A 24,919-nucleotide genomic window follows, 5' to 3' on the forward strand; every position below is an offset into this window, starting at 1 on the left:
CGGAGGCCTGGGCCGGGTGCGGGACACGGGGCGGGGGCGGGAGATGGGCTGGTGGCGGATCGACACCGACGCGCTGGCGGGCAGCCGGTTCGTGGTGTCGGCGCTGGCCGAGACCACGGCCGCGCTGATGGCGCTGCGGTGGCGCAGCGCCGGCCACCCCGGCGAGCGGGACTGGCTCGCGGCCCGGCTGCCCGCGTTCCAGGAGTACCTGGCCGCCGAACCGGTCACCGCCGCGGTGCTGCGGGCGGCCCTCGGGCGGCAGTGGATCGCCGACTACCTGACCCCGCCGCCGGACGGCCGCCCCTTCGAGGAGGAGCTGGAGTCGATCCGCGCGACCCCGGACGCGGTGGTGCGGACGAACCTGCGCGCCGCCTCGCGCCCGCCCGGGGCGGCCCTGCGCGCCCGGGGGCTGGGGCCGCGCACCGCCGAGCTGCTGGAGTGGGTCTGGGCCGAGGCCGTGCGACCCGACTGGGAGCGCCGTCGCCGGGTCGCCGAGGCCGATGTCCTGGTCCGCACCCGGCAGTTGAGCCTCGGCGGGTGGTCGGCGGCCCTGTCGGGGATGCGGCCGGGGATGGCCTGGCTCGGGGAGGGGCGGCTGCGGATCAACCTCCAGCAGCGCCCGCCGCGCGGGCTGTCGGGGGAAGCCGGGCTGGTCTTCGTCCCCGTGACGCCCCGGCACGGGTGGGTGGCCTGGCGGGGGGCCCACCGGCACGCCCTGGTGTATCCGTGCGAGGGCCAGCTCACCCAGCCGGCCACGGCACCGGCCCCGCAGGCGCTGGTCGCCCTGCTCGGGCCGGTGCGGGCGCGGGTGCTGGTGCTGCTGGAGAGCCCGAAGTCCACGACCCAGCTGGTCGCGCTGACCGGGCTGAGCCTGGGCGCGGTGGCCGGCCAGCTGAAGGTGCTGCTGGCGGCCGGCCTGATCCTGCGCCGCCGCACGGGCCGCACGGTGCTGTACGCGCGGGTGGCGGCCGGCGACGTCCTGGTCTCGGCGACCACCGCGCGCTGAACGGCCCGGGGCCGCCGGAGGGGCGGCGGAGGGTCGGCGGGCGCCCCGGGTGTGAGCCTTTCCGCCCCCGGGATGCCTCAGGGCGCCCCGGCCGGGGCGGCCTGTTCCGCGGCCGTCCCGCGAGACTCGCCGGTATGGACAACGAGACGGACAACCACCCGGCAGGTTCTCCCACGAGCCGTCCGAACGACCCCGGTTGCCAACCCGGTGACGACCTCGGCAACGACCCCGCCGCGGAGGACCACGCGGAGGACCACGCGGTGGTGCTCGGCGCGGGCCTGGCCGGGCTGCTCGCCGCCCGGGCGCTCGCCACGAAGTTCGCCCGCGTCACCCTCGTCGAGCGGGACGAACTGCCCGAGGCCGGGCCGGCGTTCCGGCCCGGCGTTCCGCAGTCCCGGCACGTGCACGTGCTGTGGTCGCGCGGCCTGGAGCTGATGGAACAGATGCTTCCGGGGATCACCGGAAAGCTGGTGGCGGCCGGGGCCGCGGTGCTGGAATCGCCCCGGGACTTCCTCTGGCTGAGCCCCGCCGGCTGGTTCGGCGCCGTCCCCGGCGCCGAAGTCCTCCTCGCCGGCCGGGAGGTCATCGACTGGACGGTGCGCCAGGAGGTGCTGCGGGACGGGCGCATCCGGGTGCGGGCCGGCTCCGCGGCCACCGGGCTCGTCGCCGGCGCCGACGGCCGCTCGGTGACCGGCGTGCGACTGCGCGAGGGCGAGCCGCTGACCGCGCGCCTCGTGGTCGACGCCACCGGCCGCACCTCCAAGGCCTCCGACTGGTTGGCAGCCCTGGGGTACGAGGTGCCCGAAGCCTCCCGCTGCGACTCCCGTCTCGCCTACTCCAGCCGCTCCTTCGCGGCCCCGAAGGACCCCGGGCGGCGCTGGCGCGGCGTGTATGTCCAGGGCCGGCCGGACAGCCCGCGCGGGGGCGTGCTGGTCCCGCTGGACGGTGACCGCTGGCTGGTGACCCTGCTCGGCTACGGCAGCGGGCACGCCCCGCCCACCAAGGACGAGGAGTTCCTCGACTTCGCCCGTACGCTGCGCAGCCCCGCCCTCTACGACGCCATCCGCGACGCGAAACCCCTCTCCCCGGCGACCGGGTTCCGGGGGACGGCGAACGAGTGGCGCCACTACGAGCGGATGGAGCGCTGGCCGGCCGGGTTCATCGTCCTCGGCGACGCCGCGTGCCGGTTCAACCCCGTGTACGGGCACGGGATGACGGTGGCCGCGCTCGCGGCGGACGCCCTCGCCGCCGCGATCGGTGACCTGGGGCCGGCGGAGATCCCGGGCGCGGCCCGCCGGCTCCAGCGGCGGACGGCCGCCGCGGCGGAGGTGGCCTGGCAGATCGCCACCAGCGAGGACCAGCGCTACCCGGGGACCGAGGGGCCGCCGCCGGACCGGGCCACCCGGATCCTGCAGAAGTACATGTCCCGGGTGATGGCGGGGGCCACCGCCGATCCGGGGATCTCCGCGCCCTTCTTCGGCGTCCTGTCCCTGTCCGCCCCGCCGAACACCCTGCTCAGCCCCGGCACGGTGGTGCGCGTCCTGTCCAAGTGGCGCCTCCCCACGGCCCCGGAGACCACCGCCTACCCCTCCCACCACGGCCCGCCGGGGGCGTAGCGGCCCTCAGCAGCCGGTCACCCCGTCCGCGCGGTGCCCCGCGAGCACCCGAGATCGGCAGGTCATCTGACCCCGATCTGACATTCGGCTCCCGTAAGGTGGGCCGTGCAGCTGGTTCGCCCCCGTCCGCCAGGCGGGAAGCGTCGTAAGAGGGAACCCGGTGGGAATCCGGGACTGCCCCGCAGCGGTGAGCGAGAACGACCGCCGTCATACGCACTGGGCCCGGACGGGCCTGGGAAGCGACGGCCAGTAGGTGTCCGTCCCCGACCGACAGGTCGGGGCAGGCGTGCTCGCGAGTCCGAAGACCTGCCCGTTGCCCGCCGTGCGGACCCACGTCCGCGCGCGGAGATTCCGGTGACCTCTCGGGCGGGTCGGCGTGCACCTCTGCCATCCCTTCGCGTTCGCGTGCCCGTGTCCCGTCGCCGGGATCCGTCCTCAGACACGCTCGCGAAGGAGAGTTCTGTGACCACCGCATCCGCCACACCCGCCACACCCGCGCCCGCCGTACGGGCGACCGTGCACGGCTACCCCCGACAAGGCCCCCAGCGGGAGCTGAAGAAGGCCGTCGAGGGGTACTGGAAGGGCCGCGTCCAGGCCGCCGAGCTGCACGACACCGCCGCCCGGCTGCGCCGCGAGGCCTGGCTGGAGCTGGCCGCCGCCGGCCTGACCGAGGTACCGACCGGCCAGTTCTCGTACTACGACCACGTGCTCGACACCAGCGTCATGCTGGGCGCCGTCCCCGACCGCCACCGCGCCGCCCATGAGGCCGATCCGCTCGACGGCTACTTCGCGATGGCCCGCGGCACCCAGGACGTGGCGCCGCTGGAGATGACCAAGTGGTTCGACACCAACTACCACTACCTGGTCCCCGAACTGGGCCCCGGCACCGCCTTCACGGCCGACCCCGGCGCGCAGCTCGCCCAGTACCGGGAGGCGGCCGCCCTCGGCCTCGCCGCCCGGCCCGTACTCGTCGGGCCGATCACCTACCTGCTGCTCGCCAAGCCCGCCCCCGGCGTCGCCCCCGGCTTCGAGCCGCTCACCCTGCTCGACCGGCTGCTGCCCGCCTACGCCCGCGTCCTCGCCGAACTGAAGGCCGCCGGCGCCGAATGGGTCCAGCTCGACGAGCCCGCCCTGGTCCAGGACCGCACCCCCGCCGAACTCAACGCGGCCGCCCGCGCCTACCGAGAGCTGGGCGCCCTCACCGACCGGCCCCAGCTGCTCGTCGCCTCGTACTTCGACCGGCTCGGCGAGGCCCTGCCCGTGCTCGCCGCCGCCCCCGTCGAAGGCCTCGCCCTCGACTTCACCGGGCGCGCCGCCCGCAACCTCGAAGACCTCGCCGCCGCCGGCGGCATCCCCGGCAAGCGGCTCGTCGCCGGTGTGGTCGACGGGTGCAACGTCTGGGTCAACGACCTCAAGCGGTCCCTGACCACCCTCGGCACCCTGCTCGGCCTCGCCGGACAGGTGGACGTGGCCCCCTCCTGCTCCCTGCTGCACGTCCCGCTCGACGTCGCCGCCGAACGGGACCTCGACCCGCAGGTGGCGCGCTGGCTGGCCTTCGCCCGGCAGAAGACCGCCGAGACCGCCACCCTCGCCCGGGGCCTGGCCGGAGGCACCGGGGTCATCGCCGCCGAACTGGCCGCGAACCGGGCCGCGCTGGCGAGCCGCGCCGGGTCCGCGCTCACCCGCGACCCGGCCGTCCGCGCCCGGGCCGCCGCCGTCACCGGCGCCGACACCCGCCGCGCCCTCCCGTACGCGGAGCGCTCCATTGCCCAGCGGGCCCGCCTGGGCCTGCCGCCGCTGCCGACCACCACCATCGGCTCGTTCCCGCAGACCGGCGAACTCCGCGCCGCCCGCGCCGACCTGCGGGCCGGGCGGACCGACGCCGCCGGGTACGAGGAGCGCATCGCCGCCGAGATCCGCGAGGTCATCGGCTTCCAGGAGAAGACCGGCATCGACGTCCTCGTGCACGGCGAGCCCGAACGCAACGACATGGTGCAGTACTTCGCCGAGCAGCTCAGCGGCTATCTCGCCACCCAGCACGGCTGGGTCCAGTCGTACGGCACCCGGTACGTGCGGCCGCCGATCCTGGCCGGGGACATCTCCCGCCCGCAGCCGATGACCGTGCGCTGGACCTCGTACGCCCAGTCCCTGACGGGGCTGCCCGTCAAGGGCATGCTGACCGGCCCCGTGACCATGCTGGCGTGGTCCTTCGTACGGGACGACCAGCCGCTCGGCGACACGGCCTGGCAGGTCGCGCTCGCCCTGCGCGACGAGGTCGCGGACCTGGAGGCGGCCGGGACCTCCGTCATCCAGGTGGACGAGCCGGCCCTGCGCGAGACGCTGCCGCTGCGGGCCGCCGACCACGCCGCCTACCTGGAGTGGGCCACCGAGTCCTTCCGGCTGACCACCGCCGGGGTCCGGCCGGACACCCAGATCCACACGCACATGTGCTACGCGGAGTTCGGGGACGTCCTGCGGGCCATCGAGGACCTGGACGCGGACGTCATCAGCCTGGAGGCGGCCCGCTCGCACATGCAGGTGGCCCGGGAACTCGCGGGCGCCGGCTACCCGCGCGAGGTCGGCCCCGGCGTCTACGACATCCACTCGCCGAGGGTGCCGAGCACCGAGGAGGCGGTGGCCCTGCTGCGCGAGGGCCTGCGGGCGATCCCGGCGGAGCGGCTGTGGGTGAACCCGGACTGCGGCCTCAAGACGCGCGGCTGGGCGGAGACCCGGACCTCACTGGAGCACCTGGTGGCGGCGGCCCGCACGGTCCGCGCGGAGCTCGCGGGCGGCTGAGCCGGCGGGCCCGGCACGCCTCGCGGGCGCGGCCCGCAACTCCTGCGGTCCGCGCCCGCGAGGGCGGTCAGCGCCGTGTCAGCGCGCCGGGGGCTCGAACTCCTACGACGAACCGTCCGGCTCCTCCATCGGAGGCCGGACGAAGGGCAGCTCGTCCTCCGGGCCCTCCTGCGGGTAGGTGTCCGGGGCGGGCTTCGGAGCGGGCTTCGCGGAAGGCTTCTGACCGGGCTTCGCCGGCGGCCTCTGGCCGGGCTTCCGGCCCGGCTTCTGCTGCTGTCCCGTGCCGGGCTGCGCCTGCTGCTGGTCGGGCCTGGCCGGGGGCCGCTGCCCGCCGACGGGCTGCGCGGCGCCACCGGGCTGCTGGGCTCCTCCGGGCTGCTGGCCGCCACCGGGCTGCTGGGCGCCGCCCGGCTGCTGCTCGGCGGCCGGCGGCCGCTGCTGGTGGTCCGGCCAGGTCGGCCCGCCGGGGTTCTGCTGCTGGCCGCCGCCGGGAGGCGTGACCGCGCCCGGCTGGGTCGGCCGCTCCGGCTGCTGGTCGCTGCCGGGCCGCTGCTCGGAGCCCTCGATCGCGAAGGCCTCGGCCCTCGCCGTCGGGGTCTCGTCGGCTCCCGGGACGCCGCCCAGGGCGTACACGCAGTCGCTCTTGCGGGACTTGGGGCACGGCGCGGCCGCCGCGGCGAGGGCCCGGCGCGCGGTCGGCATCGGGGGCAGCGTCACCCACGCGTTGGTGACGGGGCTGTACGCGTCGAGCGCGGCCAGGTTGTCCGTGCCGTTGGTACCGCCCACGGCGTACACGCAGCCGTCGGTCATGCCGTCGGGGCAGGGCGCGGTGGCCGCGGCCGTCAGACCGCGCTCGGTCGGCATGTCGGGCAGCGGCTGCCACCCGTCGAGTTCGGGGCTGTACACCTCGGCGGTGCCGAGGGCGGCGTCGCCGGTGTTGCCGCCGCCGACGGCGTAGACACAGGTCCCGCGCAGGCCCAGGTCACCGGGGCAGGGCGCGCCGGTGGCGCCGAGGCCGGAACGGGCGGTCTGCAGGGAGGAGACGGTGGCCCAGGTGTTGGTGGCCGGGCTGTACGCCTCCACCCGCGTCAGGATCGGGTCGGCACCGGTGAGGGTCGTCCCGCCGAGGGCGTAGACGCAGGTACCGCGGAGTCCGCCGACCCCGGTCGGGCACGGCGCCGTGGCCGCGCCCAGGGAGGCGCGGGGGCCGCCCGGCAGCGAGGGCAGGGACAGCCAGGCGTTGGTCTCGGTGCTGTAGGCCTCCACGGTGGCCACGGCGGTGGTGCCGCCGACCAGCCCCCCGATGGCGTAGACGCAGTCGCCCCGGACCCCGCCGGGACAGGGAGCCGTCGCGGACGCGAGGTTCGAGCGCGGGGTCTTCAGCGGCGGCAGGGTGGCCCAGGTGCCGACCGCGGGGCTGTACGCCTCCAGCTTGGCGTCGGCCCCGACGGCGTACACACAGGTGCCGTGGAGCCCTTCCGGGCACTTCGCCGCCGCGCCCGCGAGGTAGGCGCGCGCGGTCGGCATCTGGGGGAGGGTCAGCCACACGCCCTGGGCGCTCGCCGCGGTGGACGGCAGGGCCAGCAGCGGAGCGACGGCGAGGACGGCCAGCCGCCGCCAGCCTCGGTATCTGGTCCGGCCCGGCGGGGATTCGTCCTGGTCGCTGTGCCGCATGCGCCTCATCGGGACCTCTTTCCTGGTTGCCGTGCGGCGCGGTCCGCCGCCGACGGAAGGGGAGCACGATGAAATTACATACGGTGATGCGACTGTCGCTCACCGTGGCGACTGAACGGCTCAACCGACGCCCGCCCGGTCACCCCCGCGGCGGGCCGATCCAGGGCCTGTCCTTCGGATCATGCCGGGCTCGCCCGTTCGGCCACCCGGGGTTGCCGGACCGTTTCCCCACGCGCCCGGCGTCGTTGAGCCCGCAGAGGGCGAGGGGACGGGGCCGGACGGTCCCCGGGGGGCACCGGCCCGTTTTGTCGGCCACCGACCGCAGGACGAAGAGATGCTCCTCCATTCCGCCCTCCCGCCCGCCGTTGCACCCGCCCTTGCGCCCGCCGTAGCGCCCGCGCGGGACCGTGACCGTGACCGGCACGACGCCGCGCTCGCCGTCTGGCAGTCCCTCGCGCGGACGCTGTGCGCGATCGCCGCCGCCCCCGAAGCGGAGACCGGCCCGCCGGCCGCCCGGGCGGCGGCCCTCTACGACCTCTCCTCCGTGCTCCTCCTCGACGGCGGCCCCGCGTTCCGCGAGCCCGTCCCCGGCGCCCTGCGCGCCGCCCTCGCCGGCCATCCGGCCGCCCCCGCGCTCGACCCGCTCCTGCGCGCCGTGAAGGACCACGTCCGGGTGCGGGTGGCCGTGCTCCGGCCGACGGCCCCCGGTCGCGGCCGCCCCGAGGCGGACCTCCCCGCCGAGCCGCGGCCGGTGTCCCCGGCCCGGCTGGCCCGGCTGCTGCGCCGCTGCGCCGACGGCCTCGGAGCCGGGGTCCCCGCCCCGCTCCCGCCCGGCTGCCCCGACCGGTTCGCGGGCCTCGGCCGGGACGCGTTCGCCCGGCTGGCCGCAGCGCTCGCCCCGTACGACGAGGAACCGCCGGCCCCGCCGGGAACCCCGGCATGAGCCGGACCGCAGACGGCGTCAAGACCGTGCCGCTCCCGATCGCCGACGGGCCGGAGGACGCCGGCGTGGCTCCCACGTGCCAACTCCCGCCCCGCCGGGGTCTGGTGCATGATCGGAAACATGACAAGACGCCGCCACATCGAGTTCGAGCGCCTCCACAACTTCCGCGACCTGGGCGGATATCGCACCGCCGACGGTCGCACGGTCGCCTGGGGGGCGCTCTACCGGGCCGACTCCCTGGGCAAGCTGAGCGGCGCCGACTGGGAGCGGTTCCTCGCGCTGGACATCCGTACCGTCATCGACCTGCGCTACCCCTGGGAGATCGAGGCCAAGGGCCGGATCCCGCAGGCGCACCGCTTCACCTACGCCAACCTCAGCATCGAGCACCGGCCCTACGACCAGGCCGAGATAGACCCCGCCGTCGACCCCTGGCGGTACCTGGCCGACCGGTTCGCCGAGGTCACCGAGGACGGGGCCGCGGAGATCCGCCAGGCCATAGAGCTCATCGCCACCGGGCCGGGACCGGCCGTGTTCCACTGCACCTCGGGCAAGGACCGCACCGGGATCATCGCCGCGCTCGTGCTGACCCTGCTGGAGGTGCCGCAGGAGGAGATCCTGGCCGACTTCGCGCTCACCGAGCTGGCCACCGCCCGCCTCACCGCCGACTGGCACGCCGCGAACCCGGGCCGCACCCTGCGCTGGCCCTCGTACGGGCGGGCCCCGGCGGCCCTGCTGTCCCTCGTCCTCGCCGACCTGACGACGCGCTACGGCTCCCCGGCCGGATACCTCGCCGACCGCGTCGGCATCACCGCCGGGACGGCGGCCCGGCTGCGGGACCGCCTGCTGACGGCCTGACGGCCTGACGGCTCGACGGCCCCGGGCCGTAACGCGGGAGGAGCGGTCACGGTGCCGCGCCGGGCACCGTGACCGCTCCTCCGCTCGCCCGGCCGGTCAGGCCCCGGGCACCCGCGACGGCCGCCCCGAGCCCCGCGTCAGCGCGTACCCGCCGATGCCGGCCAGGGCCGCGAGCAGGCCGCCGGCCGCCGTCCAGATCCACCGGTCGGACCACCGGCCCCCGGACCAGCCGCCCTCCGGCTCCGCGGCGACGGCCGGCTTCGGCACGGTCAGCGGCGCGGCGAGCGCCCCGTCCACCGCGACGGCGCCGCCGAGTTCCCGCACATCGGCCCGCACCTCGGCCCGTACCGGCAGACCGAGGTCCTCCTGCGCCACGTCGGTCACGGTCAGCCGGACGTAGTAGCTCCCCGGCAGCGGGTCGTTGGCCCAGGGCTCGGCCCCGGGCCGGACCGCGCGCAGGGTGCAGGACAGCTCGACCGACGCGGCCTCCTTGGCCGCCCCGGCGCTCTGGACGCCGTACATGCAGGCCTGCCGGCGGCGCAGCCCGTCGTACACGTCGAGGCGCCAGGTCGAGGCGCCGTGCCGGGACGCCGAGCCGGGCAGCTTCACCGTCGCCTTGACGGTGGCCCGCTGGCCCGCGTCCAGCGGCGTCACCCAGTACAGGTAGTCACCGGTGGAGGCCTCGGCCGTGCCCAGCAGGCCCGGCTGGAGCGTCGTGGCGGTACGGAAGGTGGTGCCGGCCTCGGTCGGCGCGCCCCCCTTGCCGCTCGCGCTCGCGCTCGGGCTGGGGGAGGGGCCGGCCGCGGCGGCCGCGCCCGCCCCGGCGGTCAGACCGGCGCAGGCCAGGGCGACGGCGGCGGTCAGCATGCGTACGGTACGCATCAGTTGGTCCTCCAGACGGAGACGCGCCAGCGGGAGATCCAGCCCCACACCAGGCCCGCGAGGAACCCGGCGAGCACGAGGACGGCGAGCAGCCACCAGCCCCGGCCGAGACCGAAGGCGGCCACGTCGGAGGCGTCGTCCGGCGCGTCGACCAGGTCGACGGTCAGCTCGACGGGCAGGCCCGGGGTGGTCTTGACCGACGGGCCCGCGGCGAAGGAGTTGCTGACCTGGAGGCAGACGGTCTCCGCGACCGGCTTCCCGTCCGCGTCGGTGTCCTCGTCGCCGGTCTCCGCCTTCGGGTAGCGCAGGCCGGTCGAGATCGCGTCGGTGCGTCCGTCACCCGCCTCCGAACCCCGGACGATCTCCCGCCCGTGCGTGGTCGACGCGCGCAGCAGCACGCCGTAGTCGTTGTTGACCGCGCGGTCGGCGGAGACGCTCACCGAGGCGCGCAGCTCCTGGCCGGGCCGGACGTCCACCCGGTACCAGCGGTGCTCGCCGAAGGTCTCGCGGTCGCTGTAGAGGCCGGCGCCCAGCTTCGGGGCGCCCTCGCAGCTCTTGGCCCCCTCGGTCGCGACGGGCTTGACCACCGGGGTCGCGGCCCGGTCCACCAACTGCTTCACACGGCCCGAGAGTTCGTCGGTGTGCTGGACCGAGGTGTACGTACCGCCGGTGGCCTCGGCGATGCACAGCAGCTGGTTGCGCGTCTTGGCGTCCGGGACGAGCCCGAGCGTGTCGATGACCAGGTGGATCCCCTGGGCCGCGATGTCGCGGGCCACCTCGCAGGGGTCGAGCGGGGCGCAGGTGTCCTCGCCGTCGGTGATGAGCACGATCCGCCGGGTCGCGTCACCGCCCTTCAGGTCGTCGGCGGCGCCCAGCAGGGCCGGACCGATGGGCGTCCAGCCGGTGGGGGCCAGCGTGGCCACCGCCGTCTTCGCCTCGGTCCGGTCGAGCCGGCCGACGGGGTACAGCTGCTTGGTGTCCTTGCAGCCGACCTGCCGGTCGTCACCGGGATAGTTGGCCCCGAGCGTGCGTATGCCCAGCTGTACCTCGTCGGGGACGGCGTCCAGCACCTCGTTGAAGGCCTGCTTCGCCGCCGCCATCCGGGACTTGCCGTCGATGTCGGTCGCCCGCATCGACCCGCTGACGTCCAGTACCAGTTCGACCTTGGGGGATTCCTTCGCCGCGGGTTCCCCGGCGGCGGCGTTCGCCGGGAACAGCCCGACGGCCAGCACGGCCAGCAGCCCGCCCGCCCCGGCCGCCAACCATCTTCTTGTGATCATCGCCGGATCGTATTGAGGATGAGCGGTCCGGGCCAAACCGCGGCCCGGGCGCGGGCCCGGCTTCGGGTACGGGCGAGCCCGCGAGGGTTACGCGCGCAGCAGCAGCCAGTCGGCGGCGCGCCGCAGTTCCTCCGGGGTGCCGGGGGCCAGCGCCAGCAGCCGTTCGGGGCGGCGCAGCAGCGCGCGGTGGCCGGGGGAGCCGCCGGCCACCGCGAGGAGCCGATCGCTCAGGCCGTGCGGGTCGATCCCGCCGGTCGCGCCCGTCCCGTCGGCGGTGCTCCCGGCCCCGCCCCCGCCGAGTACGGGCCGGTACCGGGAGGACGGCGGCGGGACGGCGCCCGCCCGGAACGCCGTGGTCAGGGCGGCCCGTTCGGCCTCGCCGCAGCGCAGGTTCCGCAGCCGCCACTCCACCCGGTGGGCGAGGGCGGCGGCCCGCGCCCGCGCGGCGACACCGGGGGCGACGGGCTCGCGGAGCCAGGCGTCCAGGGTGGCCGCCAGCCCGTGCAGGAGACGGATGCCGGGGCCGGTGGGTTTCGCCCGCGTCAGCAGGGTCCGTACGACGAGCCGGGTCTGGAGGCGGCGCAGGGCGAACTGGAAGGCCGCGAGTTCGGGGTCCGCGGCCCCGTCGGCCATCCGGTCCCGCCAGAACCCGGTCACGCCGGTGAAGGCGTACGCGCCTTGCAGCAGCCCGGAGGCATGGCGCGGGTCGGAGCGCCAGGGGGCGTAGTGGACCTCGGCGCCGTCGTCGTCGAGGAGCGGGAACAGGTGGAGCAGCGCGCCGAGCTTGCTGTGCTGGAACTCGTGCACCATCGCCTCGGCGAGCGCCAGCCCGTCCCCGGGCCGGGAGACGACCATCGACCCGAAGGCGTCCGCCGTGGTCGCGCTCAACGGCGACCCGCTTCCCGGCGGTTCCCGGTCCGGGGACGGGCCGGAACTCGCCGGGGCGCCGGTCCAGGGGACGATCCGGCGCACCTCCTCGACGCGCAGCCGGCCGGGCCCGGTGGTGGAGGGCCGGCTCAGGATGGTGGCGGCCTCCCCGAACAGGCGCTGCCAGTACGCCGACTCCGCGTCCGGGAGGGGCCGCGGGGCGACCGGTTCGTCGAGGTCGCGGTACGGATCGAGGTCGTCCAGCCAGATCGGCGTACCGGCGAAGGTGCGCGCGGGCGTCCAGTGCCCGTCCGGCGCCCCGTCCAGCGGGCGGACGACCACCTCCCCGCCGGATCCGGCGCCGCTCAGACGGAGTTCCCCGCCCCGCAGCCGAGCCCGCGCGGTGGCGAACCCGCCCGCCCCGGGCCCGGTGACGGTGACCAGGCCCAGCGTGGGCAGGGTGAGCGCGCCGTCGCGCAGGGGGACGACGACATCGGCGTCCAGGCCCGCGCGGAGGCGGGCGACCAGGCAGACCGCGAAGAGGTGCCCGGCGTCCGCCCACAGGGGCGGACCGTCCGCCGTGCCGTGCAGCCGCCGCAGCATGTGGGTGATCCAGCAGCCGACCTGAGGGCTCATCAGCAGCGCCTCGGCCGCCTCGGGTCGGACCTCCGCGGCCTCCGCGATCAGCCGCCACGCCGTCCCCGCGGAGCCCACCACGACCGGGTGTTCGTCGAGGCGGTCCAGCAGCTCACCCAGCAGCATCAGGCGCCGCGTGCGTTCCACCCGTACCAGGAACGCGACCGCTTCCGCCGAACCGCCGCCCGAGGCGAGCTCGTCGAAAAGGCGTCCGGGCATCGTCAAGCGGCCGTCGTCCCGCGGCGAGTCCATCTATGCGGCCTCGTGGCCCCGCGGCGGATTGCCGCCGCCCATGGCGTTGCTGCGCGGGCGCCGCGCCTGGGTCAGCAGCCGCGCGTTGCGCAACGGCGACGGAACGCCGCGCACGGCGGCGAGGCTCACTCCGGTCAGATCCACCAGATCGGATTCGACGTGACCCGGACGGTCCGCGTCAGCCGGCTCATGCAACGTGATTCCCCCTTCAAGTGCCCCGCTCACGCGCCCTTTTCAGCTGTGCCGCTCGCGATACCGGAGTTCCTCCATGATGACGAACGGGAGCGGTCTGTGAAAGCCCATGTGATCAAGCCAGTCGATTACCCGGCGCCCCGCGGCCGTGCGCCGGCGTATGCGACAACAGCCTCCTCCAGGGCCTGCGCGCGCCCCGGGTCGTCGTCGAGCAGGGTGACCGCGTCGTAGAGCAGCCAGACCTCGCCGGGCTGTTCACTCAGGGCACGGATGATGCCGATGAGGTCGGTCCGGGCCTTGCCGTGCCGCTGCATGCGCGCGGTGCGGCCGGTGGGGAGCGACGAGACCATCAGCTGGCGCTCGGCCGGGTCGTGCGTCATGGGGTACGAGAGCAGGGCGTCGACCAGCCGCGGCAACGGCGGCTGGGACGGCTGGGACGGCCGGGGCGAAGGGGACGGACCCGGACCGGCCGGTGGCTCGATTTCCTCCCTCCACTCCGGGCCGATGATGCGCAGCGCCGGCACCTGCTCGGTGCGGCGCCCGGCCCTGAGCGCCGCCACCCGCTCCCGGACGTCCCGGAAGACGGCTTCCGGATCGGGCCACGGCTGCCCGGCCGGTGACCCCTCCAGCACGTCGAGGACGCACTCGGAGAACAGCCCCGTACCGCGCCCCGGGTCGTTGGCGGCCCGCTGGCCCCGGGTCGCGGCGAGCAGCAGCGTCTGGTGGTGGCCGCGGACGCGGCGGCCCGTGGGGAGGCCCTCGTCGGGCAGGCTGGTGCGGAAGCCGTACTCCTCCTCGAAGGTCTGGCAGGCGTCGACGATCCAGACCTGCCGGCCGAAGCCGGGCAGCAGGTCGCTCGCCAGGGTGGTGCGCATCGACTCCAGGTCGAGGTTGCGCTTGTCGGCGGTGCCGGCGTCCGCGCACAGCAGCCGCAGCCGCTCCGCCCGGTCGAGCACCCCGTGGCCGCCCCACCACACCCAGAGCATCTCGCCCTCCAGGGCGGGGAGCCGGGACAGCAGCAGCCCGCGCAGCGTGCCGTGGTCGGCCGGGTGGTGCGGGACGCCGCGGTCGGCCAGCGGGTCGAGGCAGAGCAGGATGTTCCGCTCCGGTACGCCGGACCGCAGCAGCCAGGAGCGGAAGCGGAGCGCGTCGTTCGCCGGTCCGGGCAGGTCCCACGAGGGCCCGGCGGCGTAGCGCTCGATGCCCACGATGAGCGCGAAGGTCCGCGCCGGGGACGGCGCCGGGGACGGGGGCGGGGGAGTGGTCGCGGCGGTCACGGCAGTCGCGCGGCGATGGCCCGGTAGACGGCCGGGTTGGTCCAGTAGGCGCTGTGCGCGGCCGGGAACGGCTGCCGGTTGTCGACCTCGACGTCGGTGACGCGGCCGGGGAACAGCGGGGCCCCCACGTACCCGAGCAGGTCCCGGCGGTCGTACACGTTGAGCCAGTCGGGCAGGTGCTCCGGCAGCGGCTCGGGGTGGACGAGCCCGGGCAGCGCGCCGCTCTCGTAGAGGAAGGGCGCCTGGGAGCCCACCGTGACCAGCAGGGCGACCCGCGGCGACGGGGAGGCGATCAGGGCGTCGAGGGCGATGATCCCGCCGAGGCTGTGGCCGATGACCACGACGGGCGGTTCGAGCTCCTCGACCGCCTCGCGCAGGCGCCTGCGCAGGGGCTCGCCGTGGGCCAGGTACAGCATGACGTCGGCGGCGGCGGGGTGGGCGGCCTCGGTCAGCGCGCGCCTGCGGCGGACCACCTGGTGGGAGGCGATCCGCAGCACCGGGCGGGCCAGTGCGGCGCCCAGGCCCCGCTCCGAGCCCTCCGGGCGGGCGCCCATGCGGGCGGCGAGCGCGGCGACGGCCGCGTCCCGGGCGGCGCCGTCGGGAACGACCGGGGCGTCCGCGTCGAGGAGGGCGGCGAGGGCGGCGGCGACCAGGGCGCGGGCGAGCAGCCGCGCGAGCTCCTCGTCATCGGGCACGGCCGCGCCGGCGCCGCTCAGCACCGCACTGGCGGCGAGTTCGGTGACGGCGGCCGCGAGGTACGGGGCCGGGAGGCCGGCGCCGCGCGCGATGTCGCCGACGTGCCCGTCGAGGGCGGCGAGCAGCGCGCGGGGGCGTTCCGCGGGGAGCGCGGCGCCCAGGGGCAGCTCCGCGCGCCCGCCGGGCCCGGAATCCGCGCCGCTGCCGGCGGCCGCGGCCAGCTCCGCCAGCGGGTCGCGGTAGAGGTCCGCCCAGAGCTCAGTCCCGTCGGCCGGTCCGTCGGCCGTCCCGATCGCCTCGGCCGCCCCGTCGGGACCGCCGCGGCTGCGGCCGCCGGTGTGCGGGACGGAGAGGCCGCCGGCGCCCAGACGCGCGCCGAGCTCCCCGCCCCAGTAGCACGAGGCCGTCCGGACATCCGGGGCGAACTCCCGCAAACCAGCTGTGAAACGCCCGTACAGATCGGAGAATCCGGGCTCCCGCACACCCGTCCCGTGAATGAACAGCGCTGTGGTCACGCGCCCCCGCCCCCGCCCCTCGCCCCCGCGTCACGACGACGTGATCGTGGCACATAACACCCCGTCAACTTGGCAGTATGCTGAAAAAGTGCCCCTGACCCGGGTGCGCAATCGCTCTGGCGCTAGGTCGTGCACCCGCCGCGGCAGCCGGCCCCGGCAACGGACTCCACAGGGGGACCGCATGAGTTCTGATGCGATGATCACTCATCTCGTCGGTGCCACCGCGCTCATTTTGATCGTCGCCCATACGGCGGGCCGGCTCTCCCGGCTGCTGGGCCAGCCGACGATCATCGGACAGCTCATCGCCGGCATCGCCCTCGGGCCGACGATGCTCGCGGAGATCTCCCCGCGACTGGCCGGCACCCTGTTCCCCCCGGCCCTCACCCCCGTCCTGACCGGGCTGGCCCAGATCGCCCTCGTCCTCTTCCTCTTCGCCGTCGGCTACGAGCTCGACCTGCGGGTGCTCAAGGGGCGCGCCCGCTCGGTCGTGACGGTCTCCCTCGCCGCCTTCCTGCTGCCCATGGCGGCCGGCTGCGGCGCCGCGCTGCTCTTCCACGAACAGCTCGCCGAACTGGGCGCGCCCGAGCGGATGACGGGCTCCTCGGTGCTGTTCTTCGGCGTCGCGCTGTCCATCACCGCGGTGCCGGTGCTCACCGCCATCGTCCGGGAGAAGGGACTCGCCGGGACGGTGCCCGGGATCGTCGCCGTCTCCGCCGCCGGGCTCATCGACGTGATGGGCTGGACGGTCCTGGCCGGCACCCTGATGGAGTCCGACGGGGCCGGCGGCCTCGGCTGGCCGGTCCGCCTGCTGCTCCTCCTCGCGTTCCTGGTGGCGATGCTGTTCGGCGCCCGCCCGGTGCTGCGGGCGCTGCTCTGGCGGGCGGGGGTCGACCCTTCGATGCGGCTGGCCGTCCTGGTGGGCTTCGCCTTCGCCTCGGCGTGGGTGACCAACGCCCTCGGGCTGCACGTCATCTTCGGCGCGCTGCTCGCCGGCGTGGTGACGCCCCGGGAGCGGGGCGGCACGCTGGACCCGGATCTGGTGCGGCCGCTGCACGACATCGGCCTGCTCCTGCTCCCGTTCTTCTTCGTGGTCTCCGGCAGGAGCGTGGAGATCGGGGCGCTCGACGCCGACGGCGTGGCCGCGCTGGCGCTGATCACGGTGCTCGCCGTGTCGATAAAGCTGGTCAGCGGGACCGTCGCGGCCCGGCTGTCGGGCCTGGACCGCCATGACGCGCGGACGGTCGGCGTCCTGCTGAACACCCGGGGGCTCACCGAGCTGATCGCCTTGAACGTCGGCCTTCAGGCGGGTCTGGTGAGCGGCCGGCTCTACACGGCGCTGGTCCTGATGGCGCTGGTGACGACCGTGCTCACCCAACCGCTGCTGGTCGTGGTCCGCCGGCTGCGGGAGCGGGAGGAGCGCGCGGCCACCGCCGCCGCCGACCCGCCGGGAGCGCGGCTGCCCGTGGGCGACGCCCCGCCGCTCTAGGCCCTGTCGTCAAAGTGGCGCCTGGCCCGCGACGCCCGGCACCGCACCTCCGCGTTGTCGGGACGCCCGAGTACGTCCAGTACACGGGCGTCCCTCCGCCTTGCGATGCACGGCGCCGGACGCCGCGGGCCTGACCGGCGCCACTTTGACGACAGGACCTAGGCCCTGTCCGTAGGACACCGCTGCGGGGCACGGGGTGAGACCCGGGCCCCGCAGCGGTGTTGTCGTACGTACCGCGGGCCGCGCGCCGCTACAGCGGCATCGGGGCGATGTCGCACTCGATCCGCTGGTGCAGCCGGGCCGCCACCAGCCACGGGTGGTCCGGGCCGAGGACCCTCGCGAAGCCCTGGACGGCCTCCGAGTTGAGCTGGTCGGCCTCCTGGATCCGGCCGAGCCCGCGCAGGTCCAGCGCCAGGTTCGCACGGCAGGACAGCGTCAGCGGGTGGTCGGAGCCGCAGCTGCGGACCAGCTTCGGCAGGGTGTCGTCGTCGAGGCTCCGGGCCGCGTCGAAGTCCAGCCGGGCGTAGTGGTTGTTCGCCAGGCCCAGCACGGAGGTCAGGGTGAACGGGTGCAGGTCGCCCAGCACCTCCCGGAACAGGTCCGTCGCCTCCGTGTCGAGGGCCTCGGAGGCGTCGATGTCCCCCATGGCGCGCAGGGTGGCCGCCAGGTTGGTCATCGTGACCAGGCTGTACGCGTGCCGGTGCCCGAGCATCGAACGGTAGTGCCGCAGCGTCCGCTCGCCCAGCTCGCGCGAGGCCGCGAAGTCCCCGCGCAGCCGCCGGTCGACGGTCGCGTTCACCGCGCAGGCCAGGGTGTCCGGGTACTCCTCCCCGTACCGCAGCGTGAACCGCTCCAGGGTCTCCTCGGTGAGCTCGGACGCCTCGTGCAGCGCGGCGTCCCGGCGCCGGCACACGGCGAGGTTGCGGGCGGCGCGCACCGTCGCCGCGTTGTCCTCGCCGAAGACCGTCCGGTAGAGCCGGTACGTCTCCTCCTGGAGGACGCGGGCGGCCGGGTAGTCGCCGGACTCACGGATGTCGATCGCGAGACCGTTCATCGTGTTGAGGGTGAGACCGTTGCTCGGCCCGTACAGGGTGTCCCACTGCCGGACCGTCTCCTCGTCCAGCGCGCGGGCCGTCGCGAACTCGCCGCACGCCCGCAGCGTCACGCCGTAGCCGTGGGCGGCCAGCAGGGTCGCCGGGTCCTCGGGACCGAACAGGTCGCGGGCGCGGCTGTCGGCCTCCTCGTCCAGCTCGCGGGCCGCGTAGAAGTCGCCCTTGTAGCGCAGGGCGCCGGCCATCTGCGTCATGGAGCCGATGAGTTCCTCCTCCGAGACGGCTTCCCGCCGGGAGATTTCGAGGACGGTCCGGTTCAGTTCCAGGGCCTGGGCGACCTCACCGGTCTGGAGCAGCAGGAAGGCCAGGTGCTTGCCCATCTGGAGCACCTGGGCGTTCTCCTCGCCCGACTCGGCCCGCCAGGCGTCCCACGCCTCCCGGGCCACCTCGGCGCCCGCGGTGTGCGCGCCCCAGTAGTAGAGGTACAGCACCATGGACACGATGAGCTCGCGACCCCAGGGGTCGGAGGTACGGACGGCCCCGCTGCTCATCACGTGCGGCAGCAGCGCCTGGTAGGCGGCCCACTGGTCGGGCGCGGCCGGGGCACCGGGCTTGGCGGCCGCCAGCAGGACGTGGGCGGCGCGGCGCATCTCCCGGCTCCGCTCCTCGTCCAGACCGGCCGCGAGCACGGCCTGCATCAGACGGTGGATGTGCAGGGTGCCGCTCTTGTGGTCGAGCTTGATCAGCGACAGCTTGCTGAGGTCGCGGGTGGCCCGGGCGAGCAGGACCGGGTCCCGCAGGACCGGGTCGAGCTCCGGGGTGATGTCCACGTTGCGGCTGCCGCGCAGGATGCCCAGCGGGATCGGCTCGGGGGCCATGCAGGCGCAGATCTCCAGCAGTTGCCGGGCGGCCGGGTTGCTGGCGGCGAGCTGGTCCAGGGAGATGTTCCACGCGGCGGCGACCGAGATCGGGTAGTCCGGGGCGGGGTCGAGCTCCAGGATGCCGGGCCTGCGCTCGGCCAGCAGCTGGAGGTACTCGCTGACGGGCATGCCGGTGGCGGCGTGCCAGGCGCCGCCCTGCTCGATCGCGAGCGGCAGGTCGCCGAGGGCCTCGGCCAGCCGGTCGGCGTCCTCGGTGCTGAGGTCCCGGGCCCGGCGCTGGAGCAGGGCGATGCTCTCGTCGCGCTCGAAGACGTTGACGGTGAGCGGCGCGGCGACCCGCTCCCAGTCGCGGTTGCGGGAGGTGACGATGATCTTGCCGGGGCCGCCGGTGGGGAAGTAGCGGCGGACGGTCTCGATGTCCTCCGCGTTGTCGAAGACCAGCAGCCAGTTCTCGTACGGCCGTCCGGTGCGCAGCGCCTCGCGGACGGCGGGCACCGCCGTGTTGGCCTGCGGGCCGACGTCCAGGTCCAGGGCGCGGGCGAGGTCGACGAGGGCGCCGAGGATCAGGTTCTCCCGCTCGGCGGGGATCCACCAGATGACGTTGTACTCGTGGCTGTGCCGGTAGATGTACTCGATGGCCAGCTGGGACTTGCCGACACCGCCCATGCCGTGCAGGGCGTGCGGGAGGACCGCCGCGGTCTCGTCCGAACGCAGTTGTTCCTCGACCGCCGCCAGGAGGTTCTCCCGGCCGGTGAAATTGGGGTTCTTCGGCGGGACGTTCCCCATCACCCTCGGCTGGCCGGTACGGACGAAGAGGGTGGTCGGGGAAGCTTTGGGCTCCATGGGCGGATCAGCCTTCGGGTCGGAGGGGTTGTCGGTGGTCGTCGGCACACGTGCTCCAGGCGGTTCGTCGTCGTTCGGGAGAACCCAGGTCGGCGGAGTCTGTGCAGGGGATATGCCCCGCTTTGACGACCTCTGCCCCTTGTTGGAGCCGGAGCCGCCTGGTGTGGTGACGTCAGGGATGGCGACGTCGGGTGTGGTGCCGCCGCGGGTGGTGGGGCCGGCGCCCAGGACCGGGAACGCGGCCCCGTACCCCGAGCCGCCGGTGCCGGGGCCCGCGCCCGCGCCCGCCGCGACCGCCACCCGGGCGGCCCGGCGGGCGTACGGCCCGGTGAGCGCCTTCAGCACCGCCAGTTCGACGCGCACCCAGGGCGCGTTGGCCGGTGTCGTCTCCGGCAGCGCCGCGCCCTCGGGGTCCTGGAGCGCGGCCCGCAGCCGCACGCCCCGGTCGCGCGCGCTGGGCAGGTCGGCGAAGAGGTTCACCGTTCTGGCGAGCTGGCTGCGGGTCCCGGTGGCCAGGAGCGCCTCGCGGACGCCCTCGGCGAAGTCGGGCGGGCGGTCGCCGTCCGGGCCGCCCCAGTCGATGAGCCCACCCATCAGGAGCTCGGCGACATGCCCCTGGTCCGCCTCGGGGAGCGCCCGGCCCCGCAGCTCCTCGATGAGCTCGAACTCGAAGGGCACGGCGGCCAGATGGGTGGTCAGCCGGCGTGCGGTCGGGGTGGCCAGCGAGAAGAAGCGGCGCACGGCCGCATCGGCGGAGCCGGGGCCGGCCGTCCGGGGCGTGCGCAGCCCGGGAGTGGGCTGGCCCTCGGCGAGGGTGCCCGCGAGGACGAACGGCAGGGTCCGGCGCAGCCCGGGCTCTCCCGTCACCAGATCGGCCCAGGCGGCGAACGACTCGGGCTTCAGGCTCAGCACCGGTACGGGGACGCCCCGCCCGGCGCCAGGCTTGACGGGCGACTCCGCCCAGGGCTCGTCCTGCGGGGGGCTGTGCCCGATCCGGGTGTTCGGCGCGCCGAAACCGCCCGATTCCAGCTCGGCCCGGTAGGGCGGGGCCGAGGAGCGGTGCCACAGGTAGGTGGGCAGCAGGTGCACCAGCGCGGTGGGGCCGCCGCGCGCGAGCCGCGTCAGCAGGTCGTCCGCTGCGGGGCCCGCCCAGCCGTGCGCCAGCGCGTCGGTCACGAGGAGGTGGATCCGCGTTCCCCGGGCGTCGAGCACCTCCGCGGGATCGCCGGTGCGCCCCCCGGGCCAGCGCAGCCGGGCCGTGCCGTACCGGGGTAACTCCAGCCGGACGGTGCGTACGTCGCGGAAGGCGCCGCTGCGGGCGGCCTCCACGGCGATCGCGGCGACCCGGTCCTCCCAGATCCGCATGGTGGGCGCGGAGTCGACGAGCAGGACGAGGTCGAAGGCCTTCTCGGCGGCGGGCCGCAGGTACGGGATCCAGAGGCCGTCGGCGATGCCGTGCCGGGCGGTGCGCTCCTCGTCGAGTTCCAGGCGGTCGCGGGCGGGGACGCTGCGGCTCAGCCGGTGCAGCGCCTTGGCGAGCCGCAGCGGCGGCGGCCGCCGTACGCGCCTGCGCCCGAGGGGGACGACGGCCCCGGCCGGGTCCCGTACGACGGTGCCGGCGGCGGTGGCGTCCTCGCCGGCGTCCTCGTCCGCGCCGGACGGGGGCATGGCGGCGAGAGCGTGCGCGGGGTCCGGACCGAGGGACGGTGGCGACGCCCCCTCGGCGGACGGCCCGTCACCGGAGGCACCGGCCGGGGTCGCTCCGGAGCCGTCCGCTCCCTGCGGGGCGCCGGCCGGCTCCTCGTCCCGGGGCCGCCGCTCCCGCGGTGCGCGGGGTTCCTCGCCGACCGGCGGATCCGGGGGCGAGGCGGGTGTCGCCGCCGCGCGGACGGCCGCGAGCCATACGGCGTCGGCGATCTCCTGCCAGGCGGGACCGTCGGTGAAGGGACCGTCGGTGAAGGGGGCGCCGGTGAGAGGAACGTCGGCGAAAGGACCGTCCGCCACCGCGCGGGCGTCGGGTGCGCGCTCCCTGGGAGAGCCGTCCATCAGCGGCCTTTCGCGAGGTCGCGCAGCAGCAGTTCAATGAGCTTACGCCCGTCGGTGTCCGCCTGAAAACCACCCGCTGTGGTCAAGTGCACCGCATTCAGCAACTGGTCGACCGACTGGGTGCCCCCCTCGCGGACCCGCTTCTCGAACTCGTCGATGAGCGTGTCCACCCCTTCCGGCCTGCTCCGGAGGTGGCTGATCACGATGGAGACGAGCTGCTCCCGGCTGGGCGGGCGCATCTCCAGCGGCAGACAGCGGCGCCGGAACGCGGCCGGAAACTCCCGTTCGCCGTTGCTGGTGATCACCACGACGGGGAACTCGCGGCACTCGACGCGGCCCCCGACGACCTCGGCACGGCCCCCGGGGTCGTCGGTGAACACGCTGACGGCCGGCAGTGCGCCACGGACCAGCTCGGGTACCTCGTAGCTGCCGTTCTCCAGGGCGTGCAGCAGGTCGTTGGGCAGGTCGATGTCGCTCTTGTCGAGTTCGTCGATCAGCAGGACGCGGGGCCGCTCGTAGGCGAGCAGGGCGGTGCCGACGGGGCCGAGGGTGATGAAGTCACCCAGCTGCGGAGGCTGTTCGCGCCCGGCGGGGTCGGCCCCGGTCCCCGCGGCGACCCCGGTCCCCGCGGCGGCCTCGATTCCGGCGGTGACCCCGGCCCGCCAGGTGGCGATGGCCTGGGCGCGGCCGATGGAGTCGTACGCGTACAGCCCCTCGCGCAGGGTCGTCCGGCTGACGACGCTCCACTGCAGGACGCGGCCGAGGCCCAGCTCGCGGGCGATGAGATACGCCAGGGTCGACTTGCCCACCCCGGGCGGCCCGGTGACCAGCAGCGGGCGGCGCAGCAGCAGCGCGGCGTTGACGGTGTCGATCTCGTCGTCCCGCAGGCTGGGCCGGGGGTCCTCGGCGCCGAGGCGGCGGCGCTCCGCACGGTCGTCGTCGGCGGGCGCGGGCTGGAGCGGCTGCCCCGAGAACTCGCGCCAGGGCGGGGCGGGCGGGATGGCCGGTGGAGCCCCGGCGGGCGCCGCTCCCGTGGCGTGGAAGACGCGCCAGGCGGCGGCGTCGGAGCCGGCTGCGTCGACCGCGGGGGCGTCCTGCTCCTGCTCGTACTCGGTCATGCCGGTACCTCCTCGCAGTCGATGAGCCTGAAGGGGTCATCGTAGAAGAACGCGACGTGCCGGCCCGGCAGTTGGAACCCTCCGGCTTCGACTTCCGCCCTCATCCGCAGGCGGTGGATGGTGACGGGCAACTGCGCCGTGGGGTAGCCGATCAGCATGTTCAGCGGCACGCCGAGCTGCTCCCGCGACGGCTCCCTGCGGTCCCAGAGGGCCACCCCGATGCCCTCGGCGATCGCCGCCTTCAGGGGCTCCAGCGCCTGCCCCTCCAGGGCGGGCGCGGCGAGGGTCACGGCGGTCAGCTGCTGGTCCGCGACCAGCTGGTTGCGCCAGATCCGCAGCCCGGTCGCGGGGTCGGAGCCCGTCCAGGAGTGCGGCCGGGCGGCGGCGGCCGACCGGAGCGTCTGCCAGCGCAGCCGCCAGCGGCGCAGCTGCGCCGGGTCGCGGGTGCGCATCCGCTCCAGGCTGCGCAGGTGGACGTAGTAGCGCAGCCCGATGGGAACCGGGTCCCCGGAGTCGTCCGCGCTCCGGCCGAGCCCGGCCACGTCGTGGTTGAGCATGGTGTACGGCAGGACGAACTCCACGTGGATCGGGCTCGTGTCCTCGCCGGAGCCGTCGGCCTCCGCCCAGGACTCCTCGCCGCGGCGGATCGCCCGCTCGACGGCGGTGCCGAGCGTCTCCAGGGTGGCCCGTTCCATGCTCCCCGAAACGGGCGCCCAGTAGCCGGCGCTCCGGTTGACCCAGTGCCGTACGAAGATGTCGGGCGAGCCGTCCACCGCGGGATCCACCATGACGATCAGGCAGCGCGGCATGTCCCGGTCGGGCGGGGCGGCGGCCTGGATCTGCGTGCGCCGGCGGGCCAGCGCGTCCCGCGCCCCGGCGCTCGCCGACCAGGCGTCGGACCAGTCGCGCAGCCGGCGCCGGTCGCTCTCGCGGGGGGCGAGCGCGGCGACCGACTCCAGCATCACCACGGCCGGCGGCAGCCCGTCGGCCTGCGCGTTCATGTCCAGCAGGTGGTCGAAGAGCTGCGCGGGAGTGAGATCGCGCGGCAGCTCCAGCCGCAGCTCGTACGCCAGCCGGTCGAGCAGCCTGCCCCGGTCGATCCCGCTCTGCCCGGCGAGCAGCGCGCGGGCGGCGCCCGCGTCCTCGTCCTCGAACGCCCCGTGCAGGGGCAGTAAGGGACTCGCCTCGGGTGCCCATGCGCTCAGCACCCGCTCGCGGACCCTTCCGGCGGTGTCGCTGCCCTCGTGCAGCCCGACGGCGTAGAGCAGGGCGTCGAGGCCGGTCTCCACCTCGTGCTGTTCCCGCAGCACCGCGTGGACGAGGGCGACCGCGTCGTTGCGCGCGTCCTTGCCCGGCATGTCCACGGGCCGTTCGAGGTATTCACCGACGCTGTGCCCGAAGAGCACCCGCTGCCCGGGATCGCGCAGGCAGTCCAGCGCGCTGAGCTCCTCCACGAGCACCAGACGCAGATGTACCTTCTTCGGCGGCAGCCGAGGCACGCTCATCTCCACCGACCATCCCCCAGGAGTCGGCACGGTTTCCCTTGTCGGTCCGCGAAGTTATCACGCCCCCCTCATTGCCGCCAGATGAGGTGATCAATCGTCAATTCGGGAAACCGAATGCGGAGCGTCCCGGGCGGTGGATCGAATGTTTACGGCCAATCCCGTTTCCTGAAAGCGGCGTTGGGAGCGGGTGCGCCCGGTGTGGCCGTACGGTGCGGCGGTGCGCCGCAGCGTACCTGGAGCGGGAGGCTCCGGCGCCACCTATCGCACCCGGGCGACTATCGGGCAAGGCGGCGCGTTGTCCTTTCGAGCATCCGCCATCGGGTTCTCCCGTCGGGATTCACGTCAAATTCCGGCCGGGCGTGGGATTTTCCGGTACGAAGACGCATCGTTGGTGGCGAGTAAGCCGCTCCGTCGCCCCGGTTCCCCACCGGCTCCGATTCCCGGTCGAGCACCACGCCGACGCGATGAGCGGCGCCCCGCAGCTCAACGCCGCGCCGCGTA

At 75.2% G+C, this 24,919-nt stretch carries 16 protein-coding genes and 1 riboswitch; of the genes, 6 read left to right on the forward strand and 10 right to left on the reverse strand.

What is annotated here, in order from left to right; translation table 11 throughout:
- Positions 1–16 precede the first annotated feature (16 nt).
- The 3 genes from EES41_RS28215 to metE all read left to right on the forward strand — a co-directional run bounded on the left by EES41_RS28215 (position 17) and on the right by metE (position 5,418).
- Positions 17–1,006: a transcriptional regulator gene (locus EES41_RS28215; RefSeq protein WP_367995787.1), complete on the forward strand. Its 990-nt coding sequence runs from the start codon at positions 17–19 to the stop codon at positions 1,004–1,006.
- 134 nt (positions 1,007–1,140) lie between these two features.
- Complete coding sequence (locus EES41_RS28220; protein ID WP_164495960.1) at positions 1,141–2,622, forward strand: NAD(P)/FAD-dependent oxidoreductase; 1,482 nt, start codon at positions 1,141–1,143, stop codon at positions 2,620–2,622.
- Between the two features lie 146 nt (positions 2,623–2,768).
- A riboswitch (cobalamin riboswitch) is annotated at positions 2,769–2,930 on the forward strand.
- 154 nt (positions 2,931–3,084) lie between these two features.
- Positions 3,085–5,418: a 5-methyltetrahydropteroyltriglutamate--homocysteine S-methyltransferase gene (gene metE / locus EES41_RS28225; RefSeq protein WP_123080852.1), complete on the forward strand. Its 2,334-nt coding sequence runs from the start codon at positions 3,085–3,087 to the stop codon at positions 5,416–5,418.
- Between the two features lie 102 nt (positions 5,419–5,520).
- On the opposite strand, the gene EES41_RS28230 is transcribed toward metE, so the two are convergent.
- The gene (locus EES41_RS28230) at positions 5,521–7,101 is read right to left on the reverse strand and encodes a kelch repeat-containing protein (protein ID WP_123080853.1); all 1,581 of its coding nucleotides are present in this window, start codon (positions 7,099–7,101) and stop codon (positions 5,521–5,523) included.
- 325 nt (positions 7,102–7,426) lie between these two features.
- Here EES41_RS28230 and EES41_RS28235 point away from each other — a divergent pair, with 325 nt between their 5' ends.
- Both EES41_RS28235 and EES41_RS28240 read left to right on the forward strand, forming a co-directional pair.
- Positions 7,427–8,035 carry a hypothetical protein gene (locus EES41_RS28235; protein ID WP_123080854.1) on the forward strand — a complete coding sequence of 203 codons (609 nt, stop codon included), beginning with the start codon at positions 7,427–7,429 and terminating at the stop codon, positions 8,033–8,035.
- Positions 8,036–8,155: 120 nt separating this feature from the next.
- Positions 8,156–8,890, forward strand: a complete 735-nt coding sequence (locus EES41_RS28240; protein WP_123080855.1) for a tyrosine-protein phosphatase — start codon at positions 8,156–8,158, stop codon at positions 8,888–8,890.
- 96 nt (positions 8,891–8,986) lie between these two features.
- Here the strand turns inward: EES41_RS28240 and EES41_RS28245 are convergent, their stop codons facing one another.
- The 6 genes from EES41_RS28245 to EES41_RS28270 all read right to left on the reverse strand — a co-directional run bounded on the left by EES41_RS28245 (position 8,987) and on the right by EES41_RS28270 (position 15,487).
- The gene (locus tag EES41_RS28245; RefSeq protein ID WP_174261755.1) at positions 8,987–9,772 is read right to left on the reverse strand and encodes a hypothetical protein; all 786 of its coding nucleotides are present in this window, start codon (positions 9,770–9,772) and stop codon (positions 8,987–8,989) included.
- Entirely contained in the window at positions 9,772–11,052 is a 1,281-nt protein-coding gene (locus EES41_RS28250; protein ID WP_123080856.1) for a VWA domain-containing protein, read from the reverse strand. Before EES41_RS28250 ends, EES41_RS28245 begins: the two co-directional genes overlap by 1 nt.
- Before the next feature lie 87 nt (positions 11,053–11,139).
- Positions 11,140–12,774, reverse strand: a complete 1,635-nt coding sequence (locus EES41_RS28255; RefSeq protein ID WP_254211588.1) for an HEXXH motif domain-containing protein — start codon at positions 12,772–12,774, stop codon at positions 11,140–11,142.
- Positions 12,775–12,807: 33 nt separating this feature from the next.
- On the reverse strand, positions 12,808–13,002 hold the full coding sequence (locus EES41_RS28260; protein ID WP_123080858.1) for an aldo/keto reductase: 195 nt from the start codon (positions 13,000–13,002) through the stop codon (positions 12,808–12,810).
- A 125-nt stretch (positions 13,003–13,127) separates the two neighbouring features.
- The gene (locus EES41_RS28265; protein ID WP_123080859.1) at positions 13,128–14,276 is read right to left on the reverse strand and encodes a caspase family protein; all 1,149 of its coding nucleotides are present in this window, start codon (positions 14,274–14,276) and stop codon (positions 13,128–13,130) included.
- Positions 14,273–15,487: an alpha/beta fold hydrolase gene (locus EES41_RS28270; protein WP_123080860.1), complete on the reverse strand. Its 1,215-nt coding sequence runs from the start codon at positions 15,485–15,487 to the stop codon at positions 14,273–14,275. Before EES41_RS28270 ends, EES41_RS28265 begins: the two co-directional genes overlap by 4 nt.
- A 181-nt stretch (positions 15,488–15,668) precedes the next feature.
- Between EES41_RS28270 and EES41_RS28275 the strand changes: the two genes are divergently transcribed.
- The gene (locus EES41_RS28275; RefSeq protein ID WP_123080861.1) at positions 15,669–16,973 is read left to right on the forward strand and encodes a cation:proton antiporter; all 1,305 of its coding nucleotides are present in this window, start codon (positions 15,669–15,671) and stop codon (positions 16,971–16,973) included.
- A 250-nt stretch (positions 16,974–17,223) separates the two neighbouring features.
- Here the strand turns inward: EES41_RS28275 and fxsT are convergent, their stop codons facing one another.
- The 3 genes from fxsT to EES41_RS28290 are packed head-to-tail and all read right to left on the reverse strand — an operon-like array spanning position 17,224 to position 24,418.
- Positions 17,224–21,795: an FxSxx-COOH system tetratricopeptide repeat protein gene (gene fxsT / locus EES41_RS28280; RefSeq protein WP_123080862.1), complete on the reverse strand. Its 4,572-nt coding sequence runs from the start codon at positions 21,793–21,795 to the stop codon at positions 17,224–17,226.
- Positions 21,795–22,913 carry a MoxR family ATPase gene (locus tag EES41_RS28285; RefSeq protein WP_123080863.1) on the reverse strand — a complete coding sequence of 373 codons (1,119 nt, stop codon included), beginning with the start codon at positions 22,911–22,913 and terminating at the stop codon, positions 21,795–21,797. Before EES41_RS28285 ends, fxsT begins: the two co-directional genes overlap by 1 nt.
- A complete protein-coding gene (locus EES41_RS28290; RefSeq protein WP_164495961.1) occupies positions 22,910–24,418 on the reverse strand; it encodes a hypothetical protein in 1,509 nt (502 codons plus the stop codon). The genes EES41_RS28285 and EES41_RS28290 overlap by 4 nt, the downstream gene beginning before the upstream one ends.
- Positions 24,419–24,919 lie beyond the last annotated feature (501 nt).

The sequence above is a fragment of the Streptomyces sp. ADI95-16 genome, from assembly GCF_003721495.1.
In the GTDB taxonomy this organism is placed as follows: Bacteria; Actinomycetota; Actinomycetes; order Streptomycetales; family Streptomycetaceae; genus Streptomyces; species Streptomyces goshikiensis.

Bases quoted from the DNA above. Each gene is read 5' to 3' on its own strand.
- EES41_RS28220 (WP_164495960.1), top strand. From the start codon at position 1,141: ATGGACAACGAGACGGACAACCACCCGGCAGGTTCTCCCACGAGCCGT.
- EES41_RS28230 (WP_123080853.1), bottom strand. From the start codon at position 7,101: ATGAGGCGCATGCGGCACAGCGACCAGGACGAATCCCCGCCGGGCCGG.
- EES41_RS28235 (WP_123080854.1), top strand. From the start codon at position 7,427: ATGCTCCTCCATTCCGCCCTCCCGCCCGCCGTTGCACCCGCCCTTGCG.
- EES41_RS28240 (WP_123080855.1), top strand. From the start codon at position 8,156: ATGACAAGACGCCGCCACATCGAGTTCGAGCGCCTCCACAACTTCCGC.
- EES41_RS28245 (WP_174261755.1), bottom strand. From the start codon at position 9,772: ATGCGTACCGTACGCATGCTGACCGCCGCCGTCGCCCTGGCCTGCGCC.
- EES41_RS28250 (WP_123080856.1), bottom strand. From the start codon at position 11,052: ATGATCACAAGAAGATGGTTGGCGGCCGGGGCGGGCGGGCTGCTGGCC.
- EES41_RS28255 (WP_254211588.1), bottom strand. From the start codon at position 12,774: ATGCCCGGACGCCTTTTCGACGAGCTCGCCTCGGGCGGCGGTTCGGCG.
- EES41_RS28275 (WP_123080861.1), top strand. From the start codon at position 15,669: ATGAGTTCTGATGCGATGATCACTCATCTCGTCGGTGCCACCGCGCTC.
- fxsT (WP_123080862.1), bottom strand. From the start codon at position 21,795: ATGGACGGCTCTCCCAGGGAGCGCGCACCCGACGCCCGCGCGGTGGCG.
- EES41_RS28285 (WP_123080863.1), bottom strand. From the start codon at position 22,913: ATGACCGAGTACGAGCAGGAGCAGGACGCCCCCGCGGTCGACGCAGCC.
- EES41_RS28290 (WP_164495961.1), bottom strand. From the start codon at position 24,418: ATGAGCGTGCCTCGGCTGCCGCCGAAGAAGGTACATCTGCGTCTGGTG.